General features: G+C 64.8%; 25 protein-coding genes and 1 pseudogene. 16 read left to right on the top strand and 10 right to left on the bottom strand.

Annotated elements, in window-relative coordinates:
* Nucleotides 1-103 precede the first annotated feature (103 nt).
* Entirely contained in the window at nucleotides 104-616 is a 513-nt protein-coding gene (locus E5Z01_RS09950; protein ID WP_135229219.1) for a hypothetical protein, read from the bottom strand.
* Between the two features lie 70 nt (nucleotides 617-686).
* Here E5Z01_RS09950 and gltX point away from each other — a divergent pair, with 70 nt between their 5' ends.
* A complete protein-coding gene (gene gltX, locus E5Z01_RS09945; protein ID WP_135229218.1) occupies nucleotides 687-2,108 on the top strand; it encodes a glutamate--tRNA ligase in 1,422 nt (473 codons plus the stop codon).
* 74 nt (nucleotides 2,109-2,182) lie between these two features.
* Here the strand turns inward: gltX and E5Z01_RS09940 are convergent, their stop codons facing one another.
* Entirely contained in the window at nucleotides 2,183-3,802 is a 1,620-nt protein-coding gene (locus E5Z01_RS09940) for an AMP-binding protein (RefSeq protein WP_135229217.1), read from the bottom strand.
* 105 nt (nucleotides 3,803-3,907) lie between these two features.
* Here E5Z01_RS09940 and E5Z01_RS20365 point away from each other — a divergent pair.
* A pseudogene (locus E5Z01_RS20365) lies at nucleotides 3,908-4,123 on the top strand (GrpB family protein); the annotation flags it as partial.
* Nucleotides 4,078-4,473, top strand: coding sequence for a GrpB family protein (locus tag E5Z01_RS19975; RefSeq protein ID WP_420810837.1), 396 nt, complete (start codon nucleotides 4,078-4,080; stop codon nucleotides 4,471-4,473). The pseudogene E5Z01_RS20365 and the gene E5Z01_RS19975, both read left to right, overlap by 46 nt.
* 180 nt (nucleotides 4,474-4,653) lie before the next feature.
* Here E5Z01_RS19975 and E5Z01_RS09930 read toward each other — a convergent pair whose 3' ends face one another.
* Entirely contained in the window at nucleotides 4,654-5,172 is a 519-nt protein-coding gene (locus E5Z01_RS09930; protein ID WP_119766426.1) for a GTP-binding protein, read from the bottom strand.
* Complete coding sequence (locus E5Z01_RS09925; RefSeq protein ID WP_135229215.1) at nucleotides 5,172-5,897, bottom strand: DUF4388 domain-containing protein; 726 nt, start codon at nucleotides 5,895-5,897, stop codon at nucleotides 5,172-5,174. Before E5Z01_RS09925 ends, E5Z01_RS09930 begins: the two co-directional genes overlap by 1 nt.
* Nucleotides 5,898-6,106: 209 nt before the next feature.
* On the opposite strand from E5Z01_RS09925, the gene minD reads away from it, so the two are divergent.
* From minD to E5Z01_RS09895, 6 genes are all read left to right on the top strand, one after another.
* Nucleotides 6,107-6,907, top strand: coding sequence for a septum site-determining protein MinD (gene minD / locus E5Z01_RS09920; protein WP_119763557.1), 801 nt, complete (start codon nucleotides 6,107-6,109; stop codon nucleotides 6,905-6,907).
* Nucleotides 6,908-6,909: 2 nt separating this feature from the next.
* A complete protein-coding gene (gene minE / locus E5Z01_RS09915) occupies nucleotides 6,910-7,152 on the top strand; it encodes a cell division topological specificity factor MinE (protein WP_119763555.1) in 243 nt (80 codons plus the stop codon).
* Nucleotides 7,153-7,269: 117 nt separating this feature from the next.
* Complete coding sequence (locus tag E5Z01_RS09910) at nucleotides 7,270-7,506, top strand: ferredoxin (RefSeq protein ID WP_119763553.1); 237 nt, start codon at nucleotides 7,270-7,272, stop codon at nucleotides 7,504-7,506.
* Nucleotides 7,507-7,508: 2 nt separating this feature from the next.
* Nucleotides 7,509-7,925 carry a group III truncated hemoglobin gene (locus E5Z01_RS09905; RefSeq protein WP_135229214.1) on the top strand — a complete coding sequence of 139 codons (417 nt, stop codon included), beginning with the start codon at nucleotides 7,509-7,511 and terminating at the stop codon, nucleotides 7,923-7,925.
* Entirely contained in the window at nucleotides 7,922-8,191 is a 270-nt protein-coding gene (locus E5Z01_RS09900; RefSeq protein WP_135229213.1) for a cupin domain-containing protein, read from the top strand. Before E5Z01_RS09905 ends, E5Z01_RS09900 begins: the two co-directional genes overlap by 4 nt.
* A gap of 76 nt (nucleotides 8,192-8,267) precedes the next feature.
* Nucleotides 8,268-8,939 (top strand): Crp/Fnr family transcriptional regulator, encoded by a 672-nt coding sequence (locus tag E5Z01_RS09895; protein ID WP_135229212.1) that lies wholly within the window; start codon nucleotides 8,268-8,270, stop codon nucleotides 8,937-8,939.
* A gap of 75 nt (nucleotides 8,940-9,014) precedes the next feature.
* Here E5Z01_RS09895 and E5Z01_RS09890 read toward each other — a convergent pair whose 3' ends face one another.
* Nucleotides 9,015-10,013 (bottom strand): inorganic phosphate transporter, encoded by a 999-nt coding sequence (locus tag E5Z01_RS09890; RefSeq protein ID WP_135229211.1) that lies wholly within the window; start codon nucleotides 10,011-10,013, stop codon nucleotides 9,015-9,017.
* Nucleotides 10,014-10,029: 16 nt separating this feature from the next.
* Nucleotides 10,030-10,668 carry a DUF47 domain-containing protein gene (locus tag E5Z01_RS09885; RefSeq protein ID WP_135229210.1) on the bottom strand — a complete coding sequence of 213 codons (639 nt, stop codon included), beginning with the start codon at nucleotides 10,666-10,668 and terminating at the stop codon, nucleotides 10,030-10,032.
* A gap of 122 nt (nucleotides 10,669-10,790) precedes the next feature.
* On the opposite strand from E5Z01_RS09885, the gene E5Z01_RS09880 reads away from it, so the two are divergent.
* The 6 genes from E5Z01_RS09880 (at nucleotide 10,791) to E5Z01_RS09855 (ending at nucleotide 13,316) form a co-directional block, all read left to right on the top strand.
* On the top strand, nucleotides 10,791-11,315 hold the full coding sequence (locus E5Z01_RS09880; RefSeq protein WP_135229209.1) for a DinB family protein: 525 nt from the start codon (nucleotides 10,791-10,793) through the stop codon (nucleotides 11,313-11,315).
* The gene (locus E5Z01_RS09875) at nucleotides 11,312-11,596 is read left to right on the top strand and encodes a DUF427 domain-containing protein (RefSeq protein WP_135229208.1); all 285 of its coding nucleotides are present in this window, start codon (nucleotides 11,312-11,314) and stop codon (nucleotides 11,594-11,596) included. The genes E5Z01_RS09880 and E5Z01_RS09875 overlap by 4 nt, the downstream gene beginning before the upstream one ends.
* A gap of 45 nt (nucleotides 11,597-11,641) precedes the next feature.
* Nucleotides 11,642-11,944, top strand: a complete 303-nt coding sequence (locus tag E5Z01_RS09870) for a 4a-hydroxytetrahydrobiopterin dehydratase (protein WP_135229207.1) — start codon at nucleotides 11,642-11,644, stop codon at nucleotides 11,942-11,944.
* Complete coding sequence (locus E5Z01_RS09865; protein ID WP_240738278.1) at nucleotides 11,941-12,411, top strand: acyl-CoA thioesterase; 471 nt, start codon at nucleotides 11,941-11,943, stop codon at nucleotides 12,409-12,411. The genes E5Z01_RS09870 and E5Z01_RS09865 overlap by 4 nt, the downstream gene beginning before the upstream one ends.
* A gap of 48 nt (nucleotides 12,412-12,459) precedes the next feature.
* Nucleotides 12,460-12,777, top strand: a complete 318-nt coding sequence (locus tag E5Z01_RS09860) for a hypothetical protein (protein WP_119763535.1) — start codon at nucleotides 12,460-12,462, stop codon at nucleotides 12,775-12,777.
* Between the two features lie 155 nt (nucleotides 12,778-12,932).
* On the top strand, nucleotides 12,933-13,316 hold the full coding sequence (locus E5Z01_RS09855; RefSeq protein WP_119766424.1) for a 2Fe-2S iron-sulfur cluster-binding protein: 384 nt from the start codon (nucleotides 12,933-12,935) through the stop codon (nucleotides 13,314-13,316).
* Nucleotides 13,317-13,492: 176 nt separating this feature from the next.
* Here the strand turns inward: E5Z01_RS09855 and E5Z01_RS09850 are convergent, their stop codons facing one another.
* From E5Z01_RS09850 to E5Z01_RS09835, 4 genes are all read right to left on the bottom strand, one after another.
* Nucleotides 13,493-14,047, bottom strand: coding sequence for a single-stranded DNA-binding protein (locus tag E5Z01_RS09850; protein WP_135229206.1), 555 nt, complete (start codon nucleotides 14,045-14,047; stop codon nucleotides 13,493-13,495).
* A gap of 97 nt (nucleotides 14,048-14,144) precedes the next feature.
* Nucleotides 14,145-14,537, bottom strand: a complete 393-nt coding sequence (locus tag E5Z01_RS09845; RefSeq protein ID WP_135229205.1) for a hypothetical protein — start codon at nucleotides 14,535-14,537, stop codon at nucleotides 14,145-14,147.
* Between the two features lie 176 nt (nucleotides 14,538-14,713).
* Entirely contained in the window at nucleotides 14,714-15,082 is a 369-nt protein-coding gene (locus E5Z01_RS09840) for a hypothetical protein (protein ID WP_135229204.1), read from the bottom strand.
* Nucleotides 15,079-15,957 (bottom strand): hypothetical protein, encoded by an 879-nt coding sequence (locus tag E5Z01_RS09835; RefSeq protein WP_135229203.1) that lies wholly within the window; start codon nucleotides 15,955-15,957, stop codon nucleotides 15,079-15,081. Before E5Z01_RS09835 ends, E5Z01_RS09840 begins: the two co-directional genes overlap by 4 nt.
* Before the next feature lie 48 nt (nucleotides 15,958-16,005).
* On the opposite strand from E5Z01_RS09835, the gene E5Z01_RS09830 reads away from it, so the two are divergent.
* The gene (locus tag E5Z01_RS09830) at nucleotides 16,006-16,779 is read left to right on the top strand and encodes an APH(3') family aminoglycoside O-phosphotransferase (RefSeq protein ID WP_135229202.1); all 774 of its coding nucleotides are present in this window, start codon (nucleotides 16,006-16,008) and stop codon (nucleotides 16,777-16,779) included.
* Nucleotides 16,780-16,791 lie beyond the last annotated feature (12 nt).

Genomic DNA, 16,791 nt, shown 5'->3' with positions numbered 1-16,791 from the left:
GAACGTCAGCCAGCCGCTAGAAAAGTGGGCTTCCCTCGCCCTATCCTCTGGCTAAGCGCACAAATGGGCCTGGGGCAGACGCTGGATGTTTTAGCAGCTCAGGCTATTTCCGGACGATTTCCAGTGAGCCGCTGTTGAGGTTGTCTGGTCGAAACTGCCGGGCCAGGGGGTCGCAGATCATGCGCTGGACGGTGCCACGCCCGCCTGCCCCGGTAGTTGCACTGGCGGAAACGAACGTGGCCGTCACGATGTACCACTCCGCCGCACCGCCCTCACAAGGGCTGCCCTGCCCGGACGTGCCCAGCAGGTTCACCACCACTGGACTGCCCGGAAACACACTGCGGGTTCCGGTGGCCCGGTAGATCTTCCGATCCGTGCGGTTCAGCAGAGCAGCGGTGACCTCGTGGCCGTTCACCTCCAGCTGAATGTCCAGCAGTGCGGACTGGTTGTTGTACCCTACGAGGCGGCCCACGTAACTTCCGCCGAGGTCGATGTCCGGGCCATTCGGAATGGCCTGAATAGGCAAACTGGACGGAGGAACCGGTGAGGGCGACTGCGCCAGCGCCGCGCCGACCAGGACAGTGGCACCAGTCAGGAGGGCCGTCAGGGTTCGCATGGGTTCAGTGTAGGGGCGCCGGGGCAGCTGCGCCGTCCAGTTTGCGTTGCCGCGCCGTATTCTGTGCCTTATGTCTGTCGTGACCCGCATTGCTCCCAGTCCCACCGGTGACCCGCACGTCGGCACCGCGTATATAGGCCTGTTCAACCACACCCTGGCCCACCAGCAGGGCGGAAAATTCATTCTGCGCATCGAGGACACGGACCGCAACCGCTACGTCCCGGACAGCGAGAAACGCATTTTTCAGATGATGCAGTGGCTGGGCCTCACGCCCGACGAGTCGCCGCTTCAGGACGGCCCGAACGGCCCTTACCGCCAGTCCGAGCGCACGGAGCTGTACGGTGAGTACGCCCGCAAGCTGGTGGAAGCGGGCCACGCCTACTACGCCTTCGAGTCCTCGGAGGAACTGGCGGCCCTGCGGGAAGTGGCGCAAAAGGAAGGGCGCGTGATTGCCGTGCCCAGCCGTGACCTTGCCCCCGCCGAGGCACAGAAGCGCGTGGACGCGGGTGAAGCCGCCGTGATCCGCCTGAAAACGCCACTGGAAGGCGAAACTGTGGTGAATGACCTGCTGCGCGACCCCATCCACTTTGCCAACCGCGAAATCGACGACAAGGTGCTGCTGAAAGCCGACGGGTTCCCCACCTACCACCTGGCGAACGTCGTGGACGACAAACTCATGGGCGTGACGCACGTGGTTCGCGCCGAGGAATGGATCACCAGCACGCCCGTTCACGTCCTGCTGTACCGCGCTTTCGGGTGGCCCCAGCCCGTCTTCGCGCACATGCCGCTGCTGCGAAACAGCGATAAATCCAAGATCAGCAAGCGCAAAAACCCGACCAGCGTCGAGTGGTACATGAATCAGGGGTTCCTGCCCGAGGCCCTGCTGAACTTCCTGGCGACCATGGGCTGGACGCACCCGGAAGGCAAGGAGATTTTCGATCTGGCCGAATTGCAGCGCGTTTTCAAGCTGGAGGACGTGACCCTGGGCGGCCCGGTGTTCGACCTGGCCAAGCTGCGCTGGTACAACGGCAAGTACCTGCGCGAAGTGCTGAGTGAAGAAGAGGTGGCCAGGCGCCTGCACGACTTCCTGGCGCAGCACAAGACCGACCTGCCGAACGACGGCTACTTCCGCTCGGTGGTCAAACTCATGACGCCGCGCATCGAGGTGTTCAGCGAGTTCATGGAGAAGACCCCCTACTTCTGGTCGGACGACTTCGAGGTGAACGAAAAAGCCCAGAAAGCCCTCGACGACGCGCAGGAACTGTTGCCGGAACTCGCCGCGAAACTCAAGAACCTGCCCACCTTCGACGCGCCCGGCATCAAGCAGATGTTCCACGATTACGCCGAGGAGAAGGGACTGAAAATGGGCAAGGTCATGCCGCCCGTCCGCGCCGCCGTGGCCGGCACCATGGAAAGCCCGGACCTGCCGGACATGCTGGCCGCGCTGGGGCAGGAGCGCGTGGTCAGGCGCGTCGAGAAAGCCGTCAAGTAACTTCCGGCAAATAGAGAACCCCTCTACAAACCGGCTTCAAAGGCCGTTCTGGAGGGGTTTTTCTTGCCCTTCTCTTACGCCTGTGCCCGCAGCAGGAAGCGCTGGATTTTACCGCTGGGCGTCTTGGGAAGCTGATCCACGAACACGATCTCGCGCGGGTAGGCGTGTGCGGCGAGTTTCTGTTTCACGAACAGCGAGAGTTCTTCTTTCAAGGCGTCGGTAGCTTCCTGACCGGGTTTCAGCACCACGTGGGCTTTCACGATTTCGCCCTTGAGTTCGTCGGGTTTGCCGACCACGGCGGCCTCCGCCACGGCGGGGTGGTGCACCAGGGCGCTCTCGACCTCGAATGGCCCGATGCGGTAACCCGCGCTGAGGATGATGTCGTCCCCGCGCCCGCTGAAGAAGTAGTTACCCTCATGATCGCGGCTGGCGTTGTCCCCGGCCAGGTAGTAGCGTCCGTGGTGCATCAGGCGCTCGGCGGTCCGGTCCGGGGCGTTGTAGTACTCCTGGAAAATGCACAGCGGCGAGGCGTGGCGGTCGATGGCGAGGTGGCCTTCCACGCCGTCGCCTTGCTCGTTGCCGTGATCGTCCAGAATCACCACGCGGAAGCCGGGCATGGCCTGCCCCATGCTGCCGGGCTTGATGCTGCGGCTCAATGCAGGGTGGTGGTGGTTGCAGATCGCCATGCCCAGTTCGGTTTGCCCGAAGTGGTCGAACAGTTCCACCCCCAGTGTTTCTCTGGCCCAATGGTACAGTTCGGGGTTGAGCGGTTCCCCGGCGCTGGAGGCCACGCGCAGCTTCAATCCCTCGGGTTTGCCGAGGTGGGCGCTGCGGAACACCCGGTAAGCGGTGGGCGCACTGGCAAAGTTGGTGATTTCGTAGCGCCGCATGATCTCAATGGCCCTGGCAGGGTCGAAGGCGCCCTGGTAGTACATGATGGTCTGGCCCAGCAGCAGCGGCCCCAGGAGGCCGTAGTACAGGCCGTAGGCCCAGCCGGGGTCGGCCATGTTCCAGAACATGTCGTCCTCGCGCACGTCCAGCGCAAAGCGCATATAGGACTCGAAGGTGGCCAGGGCATGCACGGGCACTTTCACGCCCTTGGGCTGCCCCGTGGTGCCGGAGGTGTACAGCAGCACCAGCATGTCTTTCCCGTCCGTTGTGGTGTTCTCGTCCAGCGGGTCGGCGCGTTTCAGGCTGGCGTGGAAGGGGATGTCCTCGCCTACGCCCTGCCCTTCGCGGTCGTCGATGTTCACGATGGATCGGCCCTGCACGCCGTTCAGTTTGGGGCAGTTGGTGTTGTCGGTCAGGATGACCTTCGCACCGGAGTCCTCCACGCGCACCTCCACCGCTTCCGGGCCGAAGGCGGTGAACAGGGGAATGTAAACGGCCCCCAGCTGCCACAGCGCCACCGCTGCGATCAGCAGTTCGGACGTCTTGGGGAGCAGCAAGGCCACCCGGTCGCCTTTTTCGATGCCCAGGCCGCGCAGCACGCTGGCAAAACGCCTGGATTTCTCCTGCAGTTCACCGTAGCTGAGGCTTTCCACGCGCCCGGCGGCACTCTCGAAGTTCAGGGCTCTTTTCTGCGGGTCGTGGCGGTCGCACAGCAGCGCAGCCACGTCCACGTGCGAGGAATTGTACCGGTCAAGCCACCCGTTGATTTGCAGGTGAACGTCACCCAGGGACTTCACTTCCATGCTGCACCCTCCTGTTGAACTAACGTTTGTTTGGAAGATGCTAAAGGCTGAGGCGGGGGCCATGAGCGCTACTGGCTAGGGGACAGAGCCGTCCTACACTCGGGCATGCCCTTCCCAGACGAGCTCGGCCCGGACGGCGTGAAGGTGCTGCCCTACCAGCCCGAATGGGCCGCACGGGCCGCCACCCTGGCCGCCGAACTTCGCGCCCTGCTGCCGGATGCCCTGGCCGTCGAGCACATCGCTTCCACCTCCAGTCCCGGCATGTCTGCTACAGCGTGCATCGACATGATGATTGTGTTGGACGACCTGGAGGCGTGCAGGGCGCTCCCCGTGCTGACCGCCGCCGGGTATCGCCACCGTCCGGAACCTTGGAACAGCAGGAAGCCGCTGGGGGAAAACTGTGGCCGAAACTGGTGTTCGCGCCTTCCATCGGAGCGCCCCGCTGCAATATTCACGTGCGGCTGGCGGATACCGAAACGACGCGCCTGGCCCGGCTGTTCCGTGATGACCTGCGCATCCACCCCGACAAGGTGCAACTCTGGCCAGCGTTCAAGTTGAAAGTCACTGCTGCGGCCCCGAACCTGTCCGCCTACGGGCAGATCAAGGCCCCGGCCTGGCTGCTGCTGATGGAACTGGCCGAAGTCTGGGACAGGGCCAGACAGGAGAAATAAAAGGACGCGCCCCGGAGGACGCGCGTTCAGAGGTCAAATCAAATTGCAGCACCGGGCCACAGTTTTTGCTGTATCGCTTCCCTATGCGGCGGGCTCAGGTTCACACCAGCGCAGTGGGGGCGACGGCCAGGGCGTAGTTCGGCAAAAGGTGGTTCACGAGTGCGGCTGTGCCGCCGCTGGTCAGATCGGCTCTTTCCTCAATTCCTCTTCCAGCAGGCGAATCAGGAGGTTGCGCGCACTGTTCTGATCGGTGGCGACCACGCCCTGCACCTGCGTGGCGGGCAGGTCGAAATAAGCGGCCACGTCGGCAGGGTGCCACACCGACGGCAGGTCCTGACGGGTGACGCCCACGATGAACGGCACCGGGTTGCGACTGGTGATGAATTCCAGGATGTGCCGGGCGTGCAGGAAATCCTGGGGTCGGTCGCCGGCGACCAGCAGCACCAGGCCCAGGGCGCCTTCGCACAGCACGTCCCACATGAAGTCGAACCTGTCCTGGCCGGGCGTGCCGTACAGGTGCAGTTCCTGGCCGTCAATGTTGAGGGTGCCGAAGTCGAAGGCCACGGTGGTGGTGGCTTTGCCGATGTCCTCGCTGGCGTCGGCCTCGGTGCTGATGGTTTCCGTTTCCGAGAGGGCCTGCACGAAGGTGGTTTTGCCAGCGCCGACCGGGCCGGAAATGACGAGTTTCATGGGTTTGATCATGCGGGGCCTCCGGTCAGGCGGCGCAGGGCGTTCAGCAGGCGGCGCACGGGGCCGACCTGCTCAGGGGGGGGTGGCGGCGTGGGCCGTCCGTAGGCGACGCGCGGGTCGGCCAGGCCCACGCCGTCCGCCGGGTTCGGGAGGCTGGGCACCGTGGTTTCGGGCGTCTGGAAAAGGCCGGCGGCGCGGGTGGGGCTGATCAAACCAGCGGCCCGCAGGCGGTACAGGGTAATGCGGGCTTCCTGCACGCTGATGCGCAGGGCACTGGCCAGGTCGGTGGCCGAGCCGCCCTGACGCAGCAGGGGCCCCACCGCATCCCAACTGTCCCGCAGCGGGTCGGGAATCTGCGCGGGGGCGCCGTGCACCTGCCACTCGAAGCGGGTTTCGGGGTGCGGCAGTTGCGTTTCGGCAATGTCCGCTGTGCTGATCACGTCGCGGATCAGTTCGGCCAGCGGCAAGTGCAGGGCCGTGCTGACGGGGCCAGCCTCGAAGGTGTACTCGCCGCTGGCGCTGCTGACCAGGCTGCGGATGGTGTCACGCACCCGCAGCGCTTCACTGACCGGGAAACCGTCGATGAACAGGGCGTTCAGGGTGCCTTGTTGCAGGTGCAGTTCGGCACTGCGGCCCGCCAGGGCGGTGCGCATGAACAGCACGCCGGTGTGCCGCTGCAAGACCTTGATGATATCGCTGAATGCGTGGTATTCGAAATCGCCGTAGATCGCCATGGGGAGGTATCCTTTCTGTCGAAGTTGGGGGAGAGCGTCAGGGCGTCCTGAACCCAGACCTGAACGTAAGAAAATCGACCTTACAAGTCTCTCACTGTGAACACTTTCACAACGTGTGGTGCAGCGCCCGGCTGACTGGCTGGAGAGGCCTGTCCGTTCTGGCGAGGGGCTTCTGCGGGGCGGGACTGGACTTGATAGACTGCCCCCGCATGGACGCCAAGGTCATCGTTGTTACCTCCGGAAAAGGTGGGGTGGGCAAAACCACCGCCACCGCCAATATTGGGGCCGCATTAGCCAAGCTCGGTGAGAAAGTCGCCGTGATCGACGTGGACGTGGGCCTGCGCAACCTGGACGTGGTCATGGGCCTGGAGTCGCGCGTGGTGTTCGACCTGATCGACGTGCTGGAAGGCAAGTGCAAGATGCACCAGGCGCTGATTCGTGACAAGCGCGTGGAGAACCTGTACCTGTTGCCCGCCTCTCAGACCCGCGACAAGGACGCCCTTGACCCCGAGGTCTTCAAGACGGTGGTGCAGGGCCTGATCGACGACGAGAAGTTCGACCGCATCCTGATCGACTCGCCGGCCGGCATCGAGGCTGGCTTCCGCACCGCCGCCGCGCCGGCGCAGGGGGCCCTGGTGATCGTGAACCCCGAGGTGTCCAGCGTACGCGACGCCGACCGCATCATTGGCCTGCTGGAAGCTGGGAACGTCCGCGAGATCCGTCTGGTCATCAACCGCCTGCGTCCCAAGATGGTCGCCAGCGGCAACATGCTCAGTGAAGGCGACATGCTGGACATCCTGGGTGTCAAACCCATCGGGATTGTCCCCGAGGACGAGGGTATCATCGTGTCCACCAACGTCGGTGAACCCGCCGTGCTGGGCAACAGTGCCAGCGGTCAGGCCTTCATGGCCACCGCCCGGCGCATCCGGGGCGAGGACGTGCCCTACCCCCGGTACGACGAGGACAAGGGCTTCTGGGCCGCCATCAAGCGCCTGTTCGGGGGAGGCTAAGCATGTTTTCGTGGATGAAACGCGGACGCAGCAAGGAAACCCTGAAAGACCGCCTGGAACTGGTGCTCGCCTACGACCGCGCCAAGATTCCCCCCGGGAAGGTCGAGGCCCTGCGCAATGACCTGCTGGAAGTCGTGCAGCGCTACTTCCCGTCCACCAACAGCAGAATCGAGATCGAGCAGGACGGCGAGAACGTCATCCTGACCGCCAGCGTCGCCATTGACGAACCCCCCAAGAAACGCTGAAGGGAAAAAGCAGCGGGTGGAAGGTGGAGAGGTTTTCTCTCTTCCCTCCACCCCCTGCTCTTTTCAGCTTGACTCCGGTCATGGTCGGCCGCGCCCGCGCCCGTCAGACTGCCTGGCATGCCTCACGTGATTACCAGCCCCTGTATCGGCACCAAAGATCAGGCCTGCACCGAAGTCTGCCCGGTCGAGTGCATCTACGACGCCGGCGAGATGCTCCTCATTCACCCGGACGAGTGCATCGACTGTGGAGCCTGCGTCCCTGCCTGCCCCGTCAGCGCCATCTACCCCGAGGAAGACGTGCCGGAAAACGAGAGCGAATACATCGAGAAAAACCGCGCTTTCTTCGGACTGTAAACATGACGCTCTCGCCCGATCCGCAGGACACCCTGTTTTCCCGCATCGGCGAGGAACGCCTGCGCCGCACGCTGTGGGCCTTTTACGCCCAGGTGGTGCAGGACGACCTGCTCGGCCCGGTGTTCCTGGGCAAGATCGGCCCCTTCCCCAGGGGTGGCTGGCCGGTGCACATGCTGCGCCTGGAAGGCTTCTGGCGCGCGGTGCTGGGGGCCCAGAGCGCCTACAAGGGCCAGCCCGGCCCGGCGCACATGGGCCTGGGCGCCGACGAGCGGCACTTTGAGCGCTGGCTACAGCTGTGGGCCGAAACATTGAACGAGCACCTCGAACCGCCCGAAGCGCAGACGCTGCTGACCCTGGCCAGCCGCATGCGCGTCAACCTGCAACGCTTCGCCCTGATGAACCCGGGAGGTACACCATGACCCGCGCCGCCGCGCCCGATATCCTCACAAAAACGACCTCGGGCCGCACCCTGCTGTTTACCCTGCAGGCCGGGAACGTCATTCCGCCGCACCGCCACGCGCACGCCCAGGTGACCATTGCCGTCCTGAGCGGGGAAGTGGAGGTCACCACGGCTGAGGTTCGCACGCTGAACGGCGGGGAAGTCCTTACGCACGCCGGTGACGCCGAGGTGTCCATGCACGCCCGGCAGGACAGCCGCGTGCTGGTGTGCCTGCTGAACGAGTGACCCGGCCCTCTGCCGCACCCCTGGACGATATTCATATTCAGGCGAGGCGGCGGGCCTTTCATGGCAGCATGAGCGCGTGACTGAAGAAAAAGCGCTGCACCTCCTGACCCACACGCCCGTGTTCAGCGGCGCGAACCGCGAGGAAGTGCAGTCACTGGCCCGCCTGGGATCGTTCCTGACCCTGCGGCGCGGGGATCACCTGTTCCGCGAGGGGGAAGCGGTCACGCGGCTGTACATCGTCCAGACCGGCAGCGTCCGCATTTACCGCCTGTCACGCGGCGGTACCCGCGAACTGACCCTGCACGTGGACGGCCCCCGGCAACTGGTGGCGCTGGTGGCGGCCTTCCAGAGCCGCGCCACCGCTCCAGGCAGCGCCCAGGCCCTCCAAACCCCCACCGAACTGCTGAGCCTGCCATTGCACGAAGTCAGGCAGGCCGTCTTTCACAGCCCCTCGCTGTCGCAGGCGATGCTGGGTTACTTTGCGCGGCGCCAGTCCGAACTGATCGGGCGCATCGACCGCCTGGTCTTCAGTGAGCTGTCCGGGCGGCTGGCCGCGTACCTGCTGGAGCAGGCTCCCCAGCCCCACCAACTGCCCACCAACAGCGAACTGGCCGCCCTGCTGGGCACCGTGCCGGAACTGGTCAGCCGCAAACTCGGGGAGTTCTACCGCCTGGGCTTCATTCGCCTGGAACGCCGCCAGGTGCAGGTTATCGACGAATCCGAACTGCGCCGCCTGGCCGAGGATTGAGAACGGCAAAAAGGATACGAGAAAGGGCAGAGAGCGGCCACCCCGCTTTCTGCCCTTTGCTCTGGCCTCTCTGCGCTATCTGGCGAACAGTTCGGCCACCTTGAAGCACAGCCAGCCCAGGGCGATGCAGGTGGGGATGGTGAAAATCCAGGCCTGCACGATTTTCCCGGCCACCTGCCACTTGACTTTGCGGAAGCCCTTGGTGGTGCCGACGCCCATGATGGCGGTGCTAATGGTGTGCGTGGTGCTGACGGGAATGCCCAGGCGGCTGGCTCCCTCGATGATCAAGGCGGCGCTGGTTTCGGCCACGAAGCCGTCCACAGGTTTCAGGTCGACGACCTTGAAGCCCATGGTCTTGATGATGCGCCAGCCGCCCACGGCGGTGCCTGCGCCCATGGCGGCAGCGGCACTCAGGATGACCCAGGTGGGCACGTCCTCGATTTTGGTGCCGAAGTAGGCGCTCAGGGCGAAAGTGATGATGCCCATGGTCTTCTGCGCGTCGTTCCCGCCGTGCGAGAAGGCCATGAAGGCCGCACTGAAGATCTGGAGCACCCGGAAGTTTCTCGTGACGGCGCGGGGTTTCATGTACCGTAGCACCAGCCACGAGAGCAGGAACATCAGAATAATGGGGATGATGAAGCCCAGCGCTGGACTGTACACCAGGCCCATCAGGGTTTTCTTCACGCCCTTGGGAATGATGATGCCCCAGCCGCCCGCCGCGACCCCGGCCCCGACCAGGCTGAAGATCAGGGCGTGGCTGCTGCTGCTCGGCAGGCCCTTCCACCAGGTGAAGAGGTTCCAGGCGATGGCGCTGACCAGGGCGGCCCCCACCAGTTCCAGCGTGGCGTAATCCTGCGAGACGATGTCCTTGCTGACGGTCTTGGCGACGTGCGTCCCCATGAGTGCGCCCACCACGTTCAGGATGGCGGACATGGCGATGGCCTGCGCGGGCGTCAGCACTCTGGTGGCGACGCTGGTGGCAATGGCGTTGGCGGTGTCGTGAAAGCCGTTGATGAAATCGAACGCCAGGGCCAGGGCCACGATGACGATCAGGCTGATTAAAGCGGTATCCATGAAGTTTCAGTGGCCTTCAGGCGTTCTTCAGCAGGATGCCGGCCACGGTCTTCGAGACGCGCTGGGCCTGGTCGGTGGCGTTCTCGATCAGGCCCGCGATCTCGCCGTTGCGCATGGCGTTGATCATGCCGGGCACGTCGGTCACGCCGTCGTACAGTGTGCGCTGCACGTCGTCACCCAGGTCGTCGGCCTGGTCTTCGAGCGCCTGAATCTGCCCGGCCAGGCTGGTCAGTTGCGAGATATGACCGTGATGCTCGATCAGGGGCATGCCCTGGGCCAGCAGGGCGCACTGCTGTTCGGCCAGGCGGGCCAGCTGCGCCATCTGCGGCAGCGGCCTGGCGATGCGGTACAGGCTGAGTTTACTGGCGGCTTCCTCCAGGTCGTCGACCAGGTCGTCCAGTTCGTTGTTCAGCGCGATGATGTCCTCGCGGTCGAAGGGCACGATGAAGGAGTCGGCCAGCAGGGTCGTGACCTCCTGTGCCAGCCGGTCGCCGACGTGCTCCAGATCCTTGATGCGGGCGACCTTGTTCTCGACGTCCGTGTAGTTTTCCAGCAGGTCGACCAGGGCCGTGGCGGTGGCGTGGGCGTTGCGGGCCGACTCCTCGAACTTGAGGGCAAACTTGGGGTTGTTGGGCATGAATTTTGACAAGACCATGACAATCCTCCTGATTCTTGCTCAATATGTCAGGGAAATGTCAGCCCGTGTCAAAAGTGTCATCTTTACACTTTCAAATCGGCTTCAGAACCATCTGGATTCGACTCGACTACACTGAGGTCATGAGCGACCCCCGGTTTCCCATCGGCCCGCTGCCTGCGCTGCCCGACGCGGAGCGCGTGCCCGCCACGCTGCACGGCCTGGCGAACTCCATGGCGCAGGCCGTGACCGACTGGCAGGCCACCTTGCAGGCGCTCACGCCCGTTGACCTGACGCGCACGTACCGCCCCGCAAGCTGGACGGTGCAGCAACTCGCGCACCACACGGCGGACGCCCACCTGCACGGCCTGAACCGCCTGCGTCACGGCCTTACGCAGGATGACTTTCAGATTCAACCGTTCGATCAGTCCGCCTGGTTGACCCTGGCTGACGCTGCGCTACCCGTGAGTGTCGCGGCACAACTCCTCGAGCCTCTTAACGCCCACTGGGTGGCCCTGTTGCGTGGCACGCCCGCCGGGCAGTTCGACCGTCAGGTCGTTCACCCCACCGAGGGCCGCCAGGACTTGTGGCAACTGGCGGTGAAGCACGACTGGCACCTGCGCCACCACCTCGCGCACGTGCGGCTGGCCCTGGGGGAGCAGCAGTGAAAGCGGTCTGGAACGGCCAGATCATCGCCGAGTCCACCGACACGGTAGTGGTGGAAGGCAACCACTATTTCCCGGCGGGCAGCGTCCGCCAGGAGTTCCTGCGCCTATCCGACACGACCAGCGTGTGCCCCTGGAAAGGCACCGCGCATTACTACACCCTGGAAGTGAACGGTCAGACCAACCCGGACGCCGTGTGGTACTACCCCGAACCGAAAGAAGCAGCGCGGCAGATTGCCGGGCGGGTGGCCTTCTGGCGCGGCGTGACCGTGCAGGAAGACTGATTCCGAACCTGCTGGTTTTTCACGGAAGTGCTTTACCCTGACGCTATGTCTCGACCCCCTTCTCTGGGCCGCACCCGCCTTGCTGACGCTGAAGTCCTGGCCGAACTGCCGCCCGGCTGGTCGCTGGACGGTGGGCGCATCTGGCGCGAATGGACGTTCGAGCAGTACCTCGACGGCGTGAATTTCGCGCTGGCGGTGGCGCGTCAGGCTGAAACCATGGATCACCACCCGGACTTGCATATCTTTTACCGCCTGGTGCGCGTGGCCTTCTGGACGCACGATATGGGCGGCGTTACGCGGGTCGACCTGCGGGCCGCGCGGGCCGTCAACGCGCTGCTCACCGCGTGAACCTGAGCCTGCCCGGCGACCCGGTGGACTGGAACACCCTGCCAACCCAGCAGCGTTACAAAATTCAGTTGCCGGTGCAGCCTGCCGACCTGGACGACCTGAACCACGTGAACAACACCGTGTACCTGGCCTGGTGCGAGCAGGTGGCCCGCCAGCACGCCCTGAGCGTGGGCCTGGGCACCCCGGCCCTGGCGGCGCTGGGGGCCGTGCCGGTGGCGCGCGAACACCTCATCCGTTACCTGAAACCCGCGCTGCTGGGCGACCTGGTGCGGGTTCGTACGGCGCTGGTGTTCAGCGGGGGGCTGCGCAGCACGCGCGTCTACAGCATCGACCGCCTGAACCCGGCCGCCGAAAAGCCTGTGCGGCTCGCCGAGTGCCGCACCGACTGGGTGTGGGTCGACCCGGCGTCGGGGCGCCCGCGCCGCATTCCGGACGAGGTGCTGCGGCGTTTCGGTTTTTCCACCTGAGGGCGGGGCCTCGTTTCCTGCCAGGCGGCCTGCTCTAGACTGCCCGGTATGACTGTCGATAAAGCCATTTCGCCGGAAGACCGCGCCCGGCTGGATCAGGTGTTCATGCAGGTGGTGCTGGACGTGCAGGCGCAGGTGCAGCAGACCAGCCCCGCCCAGCCGGGGAACCTGGCCGCCATGTTTCACAAGGAGACGGTCAGTGACGCGCTGCAGGGGTGCGCCATGCTCATTGCCGGATGGAACCAGGGCCGCGTGGACGGCGCTGGGGTGGCGCGCTCGGCCAAGGCCCTGCGTGCCCTGAACCTGACCCCGTTGGCCGAGCGGGTCGAAAAACTCCGCACCATAGATGATACGGATTCCGATTGAATCGTTGACGAAGTGATTCAATCCGAGCAGAGCGAGTGGAAACAGACGGAAGCTGTATGAGGCAGGCGCTGAGGCAGGGTAAGCGCCCGAACACCCGCTTCGATTGAGTTTTCCTGAACATGGCTTGACGCGCCGGGCATGTCATGCTGGGAACCATGACGCAGACAGTGACCATTGAAGTCGAGGGATTCGGCAGCATCGAAGCGCAGGAAGGCGAGCGGCTGGTGCTGGCGCTGGAACGCGGCGGGGTGGACATCCTGCACCGCTGCGGCGGCCAGGCGAAATGCACCACCTGCCGCGTGTCCTTTCAGGAAGGCGAACCGGACACCATGACCGTGGCCGAGTACGACAAACTCACCGAGAAGGAACTGCTGGGCCAGGCGCGGCTGTCCTGCCAGATCGAGTGCACCCCGGGCATGCGGCTGACGCCCCTCCAGACCGTGCAGAGCAGCGGGCTGGAAGCCGGTAAGGCCCCGGCGGAAACCATTCAGCCTGAGCCGCAGTGGACCACCCGCCCCGGCGCCAGCACAGAGGGGTAATCCGCCTCTTTCAAAACAGCGAGACTTCCAGCGCGAACAGCCTGTCGTCAGGCACCATATGCCGACTTGTGGCGGGCCGTTCAACCAGCAAATCTGCCCCTTGACTACGGTCGAGAGGCAGGGATAAGGAGGCTGGAAATCCGCGTTATTGGCCCCGGGCTGGGTCGCTTCCGGGGTCAGAACGGAGTGTCTTCCTCGTTCTGGCGAGGGGCGGGTTTTGCCGCCGTCATCTGAGGGCGGGCCTGTTGGGCTGGGCGTGCAGCTGAAGCGGCGGCCTGAGGGCGCTGGGCGCCCGTGCCACCTGGAAGGGCGAATTTCTCCTGGCGTTTGCCGCCACGGAAAATAGCCAGCGTCACGTACTCGAATTCACCGTCGGATTTCTCGCGTACGTGTTCGGGGTCGGTGCTTTTCGCGCCGCGGCTGTACTTCACAGCGGCGGGAAGCTTCATTTTGCGGCTGTCCACGGCTTCCAGTTCGCGGCGGCGGTAGGCGTGGCCCCGGTGCAGCACCATTTCCTCGCCCTCTGGGTTCGTCCATTTGCGTGCGCCGATCAGTGACCAGTCGAAGTCCTGCTCGTTGTCCAGCGGAAACTGATAACCGCCGCTGGGAATGTCGCCGCTGGTCCAGCCCAGCCGGCCGTACTGGCGCTGCACGTCCATGAGTTTGTCGGGGCTGTCCACGTCCACGGTCACGCGTGCGCCCAGGTCGGTCAGAAATTCAATATGTAACATCTTTGTCCTCCTTATGTAAATAACATAACACAGGGCAGACGCGAAAGCCACTGCAAGATAAGGCCCCTGCTTAGCGACAGGGCGCTGTCACTTTGCTTCAGGCTGAACGCCACCAGCCCAGCAGGCCTGGTCGGCGCGAACGCTTCCCGGCTTTGACCGCCGCCTCTGGTGCTGCCGATGCGGGCTGCGGGGTCAGCGGCGTGCGCTGCTGCACGCCACACATCTCGCACTCCAGCAGCATGGGGGTCTTGCGGGTCATGCGGTGTGTGCAGGAAATGGCCTTCAGATACACCGCGCGCGCCTGCGCCTCGGCCTCCTGGGGCGTGCTGCCGGTGCCGGTAAAAAAAGGATCTTCGCGGTCGTCCGCCAGGTTGTCCCGGCCGCCCATCACGAAAGTATGCGTGTACACCGTCACGGGCCGCACATCGCCCCGGTAAGGTTCCAGGCGGCTCAGGCTGCCCGTCCGTTGAATGGCCCCGACCCAGATCATGCTGGTATCACAGCAGGTCAGCCCTCACATGATCCTGACAGCCGGCCCCATGAAGCGTTCTGTTTTCAGCAGCCGGTGGTCGTCCCGTTTTCCCTGACACAAGGAAAGCCGTGAGCCTGCCCCAGGAGATTGCTGGCCAGCCCTTGCACTTTTATGCCGCTTTCATCCCCACAGGCTCAGCGGCGTCCACCATACTTCGGCGGGGCTTTACGCACACCTGCGTAGCGGTTCTTCTCCTTGCGGCGCTCGGTGCTGGACGGCACGGTCTTGCCCGCAGCGTTGGTGCTGGGGGGCGCCTGGAAGCGCCGGGGAACAAAAGTGTCGACGCTCAGAAAGCGCATCAGCGGCAGGTACAGCACCAGCACCAGCAGCATGCTGCCCCACCAGGTGTTCAGGTACTTCCCGACCGGCGTGGGCATCAGCAGCGTACTGAGCAGCGTCGCCAGCACTGCAAAAACGGCCACGCGCACGAACAGTTTCAGCAACTTGCCCGTCGTGTACCCGGGGTTGGGGTCGGGTGTCGTCAACCAGCGCCACCAGTTCACGCTTCACTCTCCACCGTGGAGGTTCTCAGCGTGACCTGATCACGGAAGGCCTCCAGTTCCGGAAAATCCGCCTGTCCGCCCGCCACGTCCAGCAGCAGCGTGGGCTTGTGCATTTTCCCGGCAATGCGCGTCAGGGCCGCCCGCGTGGCCCCGTCGTGCAGGGGCAGCGCGAAGATCAGGCCCTTCACGGCACTCTTGCCCGCCAGCAGCGAGGCGCTGCCGAACAGCTCACGCTCGCCCGCCGGGAGTTTCGCGGCGTTCTCCAGGCGCTCGGCGCGCTGCAACGTTTCGGCCAGCGGCAACTCCGGGCCATACACGGCGTGCAGGCCCAGCCCCTCCAGCGCCTGCCGCAGCCCGCCGCTCAGCACGTCCTCGCCCAGCAGGGCACGTGGCCCGATCACCGCCACCGTCACCTGCGAGGCGCGGTTCAGGGCCGGCATCTCTCCCTTGTTCCTGTTCAGCAGAATGCGGGCGCGTTCCAGGGCGCGGCGCACCAGCCCGGCATTGCGCGTCAGGCGCAGCCCCACTTCGGTGGCCACCGCCTCTACCTGCTCGCCCGCGTCGGGCACAGGAATCAGGGTGGGCAGGCCACTGATGCGCCGGGGCAACAGATCCGTGAACGCCTCGTTCCAGGCGTCCCCACTGACCGCCGGCCACTGCGGCACCAGCACCACGTCTACCCGGCCCAGCGCCAGGATACGGCCCAGCGCCAGTTGCACCACCGGGGACTCGCCCGGCAAACTCTGCCCCCCGATTTCCAGCGCCTCCGCGTCCGTAATGGCGCCGGGCACCACCTCGACCTCCAGTTCACGCAGGAAGGCGGCCCAGTAGGCCCCCAGCCGCGCCGCCCCCGAATTCAGTAAACCAACCTTCATTCCTGACAGTGTACGCGCAAAATACGAAACCTCCTTATCCTGAACCGCATGAACACCCCCGACCTGCCCGCCAGCCTGCGGGCCGTGCTTCCCGCCGCCCGCTGGGAACAGATCGACACCGGCCACAGCGGCGCTCAGGTGTGGCGCAGTACCCGCCACATCGTCAAAATTCAGCGCCATCAAGGCGCAGTGGGGGTCAGTCTGCAACAGGAGCGCGAACGTCTGCGCTGGCTCGCGGGCCGCCTTCCCGCGCCGCAGGTCGTCGCCTACGACACCACCGCAACGCACGAATACCTGGCCATGACGCGCCTGCCCGGCATCGACCTGAGCCACCCGGACGCCCTGCTGCACCCCGAACGCCTGGTGAACCTGCTGGCCCGCGCCCTGCGCGAACTGCATGCCCTGCCCCTGCGCGACTGCCCCTTCAACATGAGCCTGAACGTGGCCCTGCACCTGGCCCGCGAGCGAGTGCAGGCCGGCCTGATCGACGAAAGCGACTTCGACGAGGCGCGTCAGGGGCGCACGGCCACCAGCGTCTTCAACGAACTGGTCAAGACCAGGCCCGTCTGGGAAGACCTGGTGGTCACACACGGCGACCCCTGCCTGCCCAACTTCATCGTGAACGGCGAATTGCTGGAGGGCCTCATCGATGTGGGCCGGCTGGGAATTGCCGACCGCCACGCCGACCTGGGGCTGGCGTACCGCAGCACCCGGCATAACCTGAGCGTGGAGTATGCCGAGCAGCTTCTGGATCACTACGGCAGGGAAAAAGTCGATATGGATAAGATCCGCTACTACATGCTGCTCGACGAGCTGTGGTAAAAGGGCCGGCCT

It is taken from the genome of Deinococcus fonticola (assembly GCF_004634215.1).
Classification (GTDB): Bacteria; Deinococcota; Deinococci; order Deinococcales; family Deinococcaceae; genus Deinococcus; species Deinococcus fonticola.
This window is presented reverse-complemented; position numbering and strand designations above follow the sequence as displayed.

Excerpts from the sequence above, each read along its gene's own strand:
- E5Z01_RS09845 (WP_135229205.1), bottom strand. The coding sequence starts at position 14,537 with ATGATCTGGGTCGGGGCCATTCAACGGACGGGCAGCCTGAGCCGCCTG.
- E5Z01_RS09850 (WP_135229206.1), bottom strand. The coding sequence starts at position 14,047 with ATGTTACATATTGAATTTCTGACCGACCTGGGCGCACGCGTGACCGTG.
- E5Z01_RS09835 (WP_135229203.1), bottom strand. The coding sequence starts at position 15,957 with ATGAAGGTTGGTTTACTGAATTCGGGGGCGGCGCGGCTGGGGGCCTAC.
- E5Z01_RS09925 (WP_135229215.1), bottom strand. The coding sequence starts at position 5,897 with ATGGCGATCTACGGCGATTTCGAATACCACGCATTCAGCGATATCATC.
- minE (WP_119763555.1), top strand. The coding sequence starts at position 6,910 with ATGTTTTCGTGGATGAAACGCGGACGCAGCAAGGAAACCCTGAAAGAC.
- E5Z01_RS09950 (WP_135229219.1), bottom strand. The coding sequence starts at position 616 with ATGCGAACCCTGACGGCCCTCCTGACTGGTGCCACTGTCCTGGTCGGC.
- E5Z01_RS09855 (WP_119766424.1), top strand. The coding sequence starts at position 12,933 with ATGACGCAGACAGTGACCATTGAAGTCGAGGGATTCGGCAGCATCGAA.
- E5Z01_RS09910 (WP_119763553.1), top strand. The coding sequence starts at position 7,270 with ATGCCTCACGTGATTACCAGCCCCTGTATCGGCACCAAAGATCAGGCC.
- E5Z01_RS09860 (WP_119763535.1), top strand. The coding sequence starts at position 12,460 with ATGACTGTCGATAAAGCCATTTCGCCGGAAGACCGCGCCCGGCTGGAT.
- minD (WP_119763557.1), top strand. The coding sequence starts at position 6,107 with ATGGACGCCAAGGTCATCGTTGTTACCTCCGGAAAAGGTGGGGTGGGC.
- E5Z01_RS09940 (WP_135229217.1), bottom strand. The coding sequence starts at position 3,802 with ATGGAAGTGAAGTCCCTGGGTGACGTTCACCTGCAAATCAACGGGTGG.
- gltX (WP_135229218.1), top strand. The coding sequence starts at position 687 with ATGTCTGTCGTGACCCGCATTGCTCCCAGTCCCACCGGTGACCCGCAC.
- E5Z01_RS09900 (WP_135229213.1), top strand. The coding sequence starts at position 7,922 with ATGACCCGCGCCGCCGCGCCCGATATCCTCACAAAAACGACCTCGGGC.
- E5Z01_RS09890 (WP_135229211.1), bottom strand. The coding sequence starts at position 10,013 with ATGGATACCGCTTTAATCAGCCTGATCGTCATCGTGGCCCTGGCCCTG.
- E5Z01_RS09880 (WP_135229209.1), top strand. The coding sequence starts at position 10,791 with ATGAGCGACCCCCGGTTTCCCATCGGCCCGCTGCCTGCGCTGCCCGAC.
- E5Z01_RS09870 (WP_135229207.1), top strand. The coding sequence starts at position 11,642 with ATGTCTCGACCCCCTTCTCTGGGCCGCACCCGCCTTGCTGACGCTGAA.
- E5Z01_RS09830 (WP_135229202.1), top strand. The coding sequence starts at position 16,006 with ATGAACACCCCCGACCTGCCCGCCAGCCTGCGGGCCGTGCTTCCCGCC.
- E5Z01_RS09905 (WP_135229214.1), top strand. The coding sequence starts at position 7,509 with ATGACGCTCTCGCCCGATCCGCAGGACACCCTGTTTTCCCGCATCGGC.
- E5Z01_RS09885 (WP_135229210.1), bottom strand. The coding sequence starts at position 10,668 with ATGGTCTTGTCAAAATTCATGCCCAACAACCCCAAGTTTGCCCTCAAG.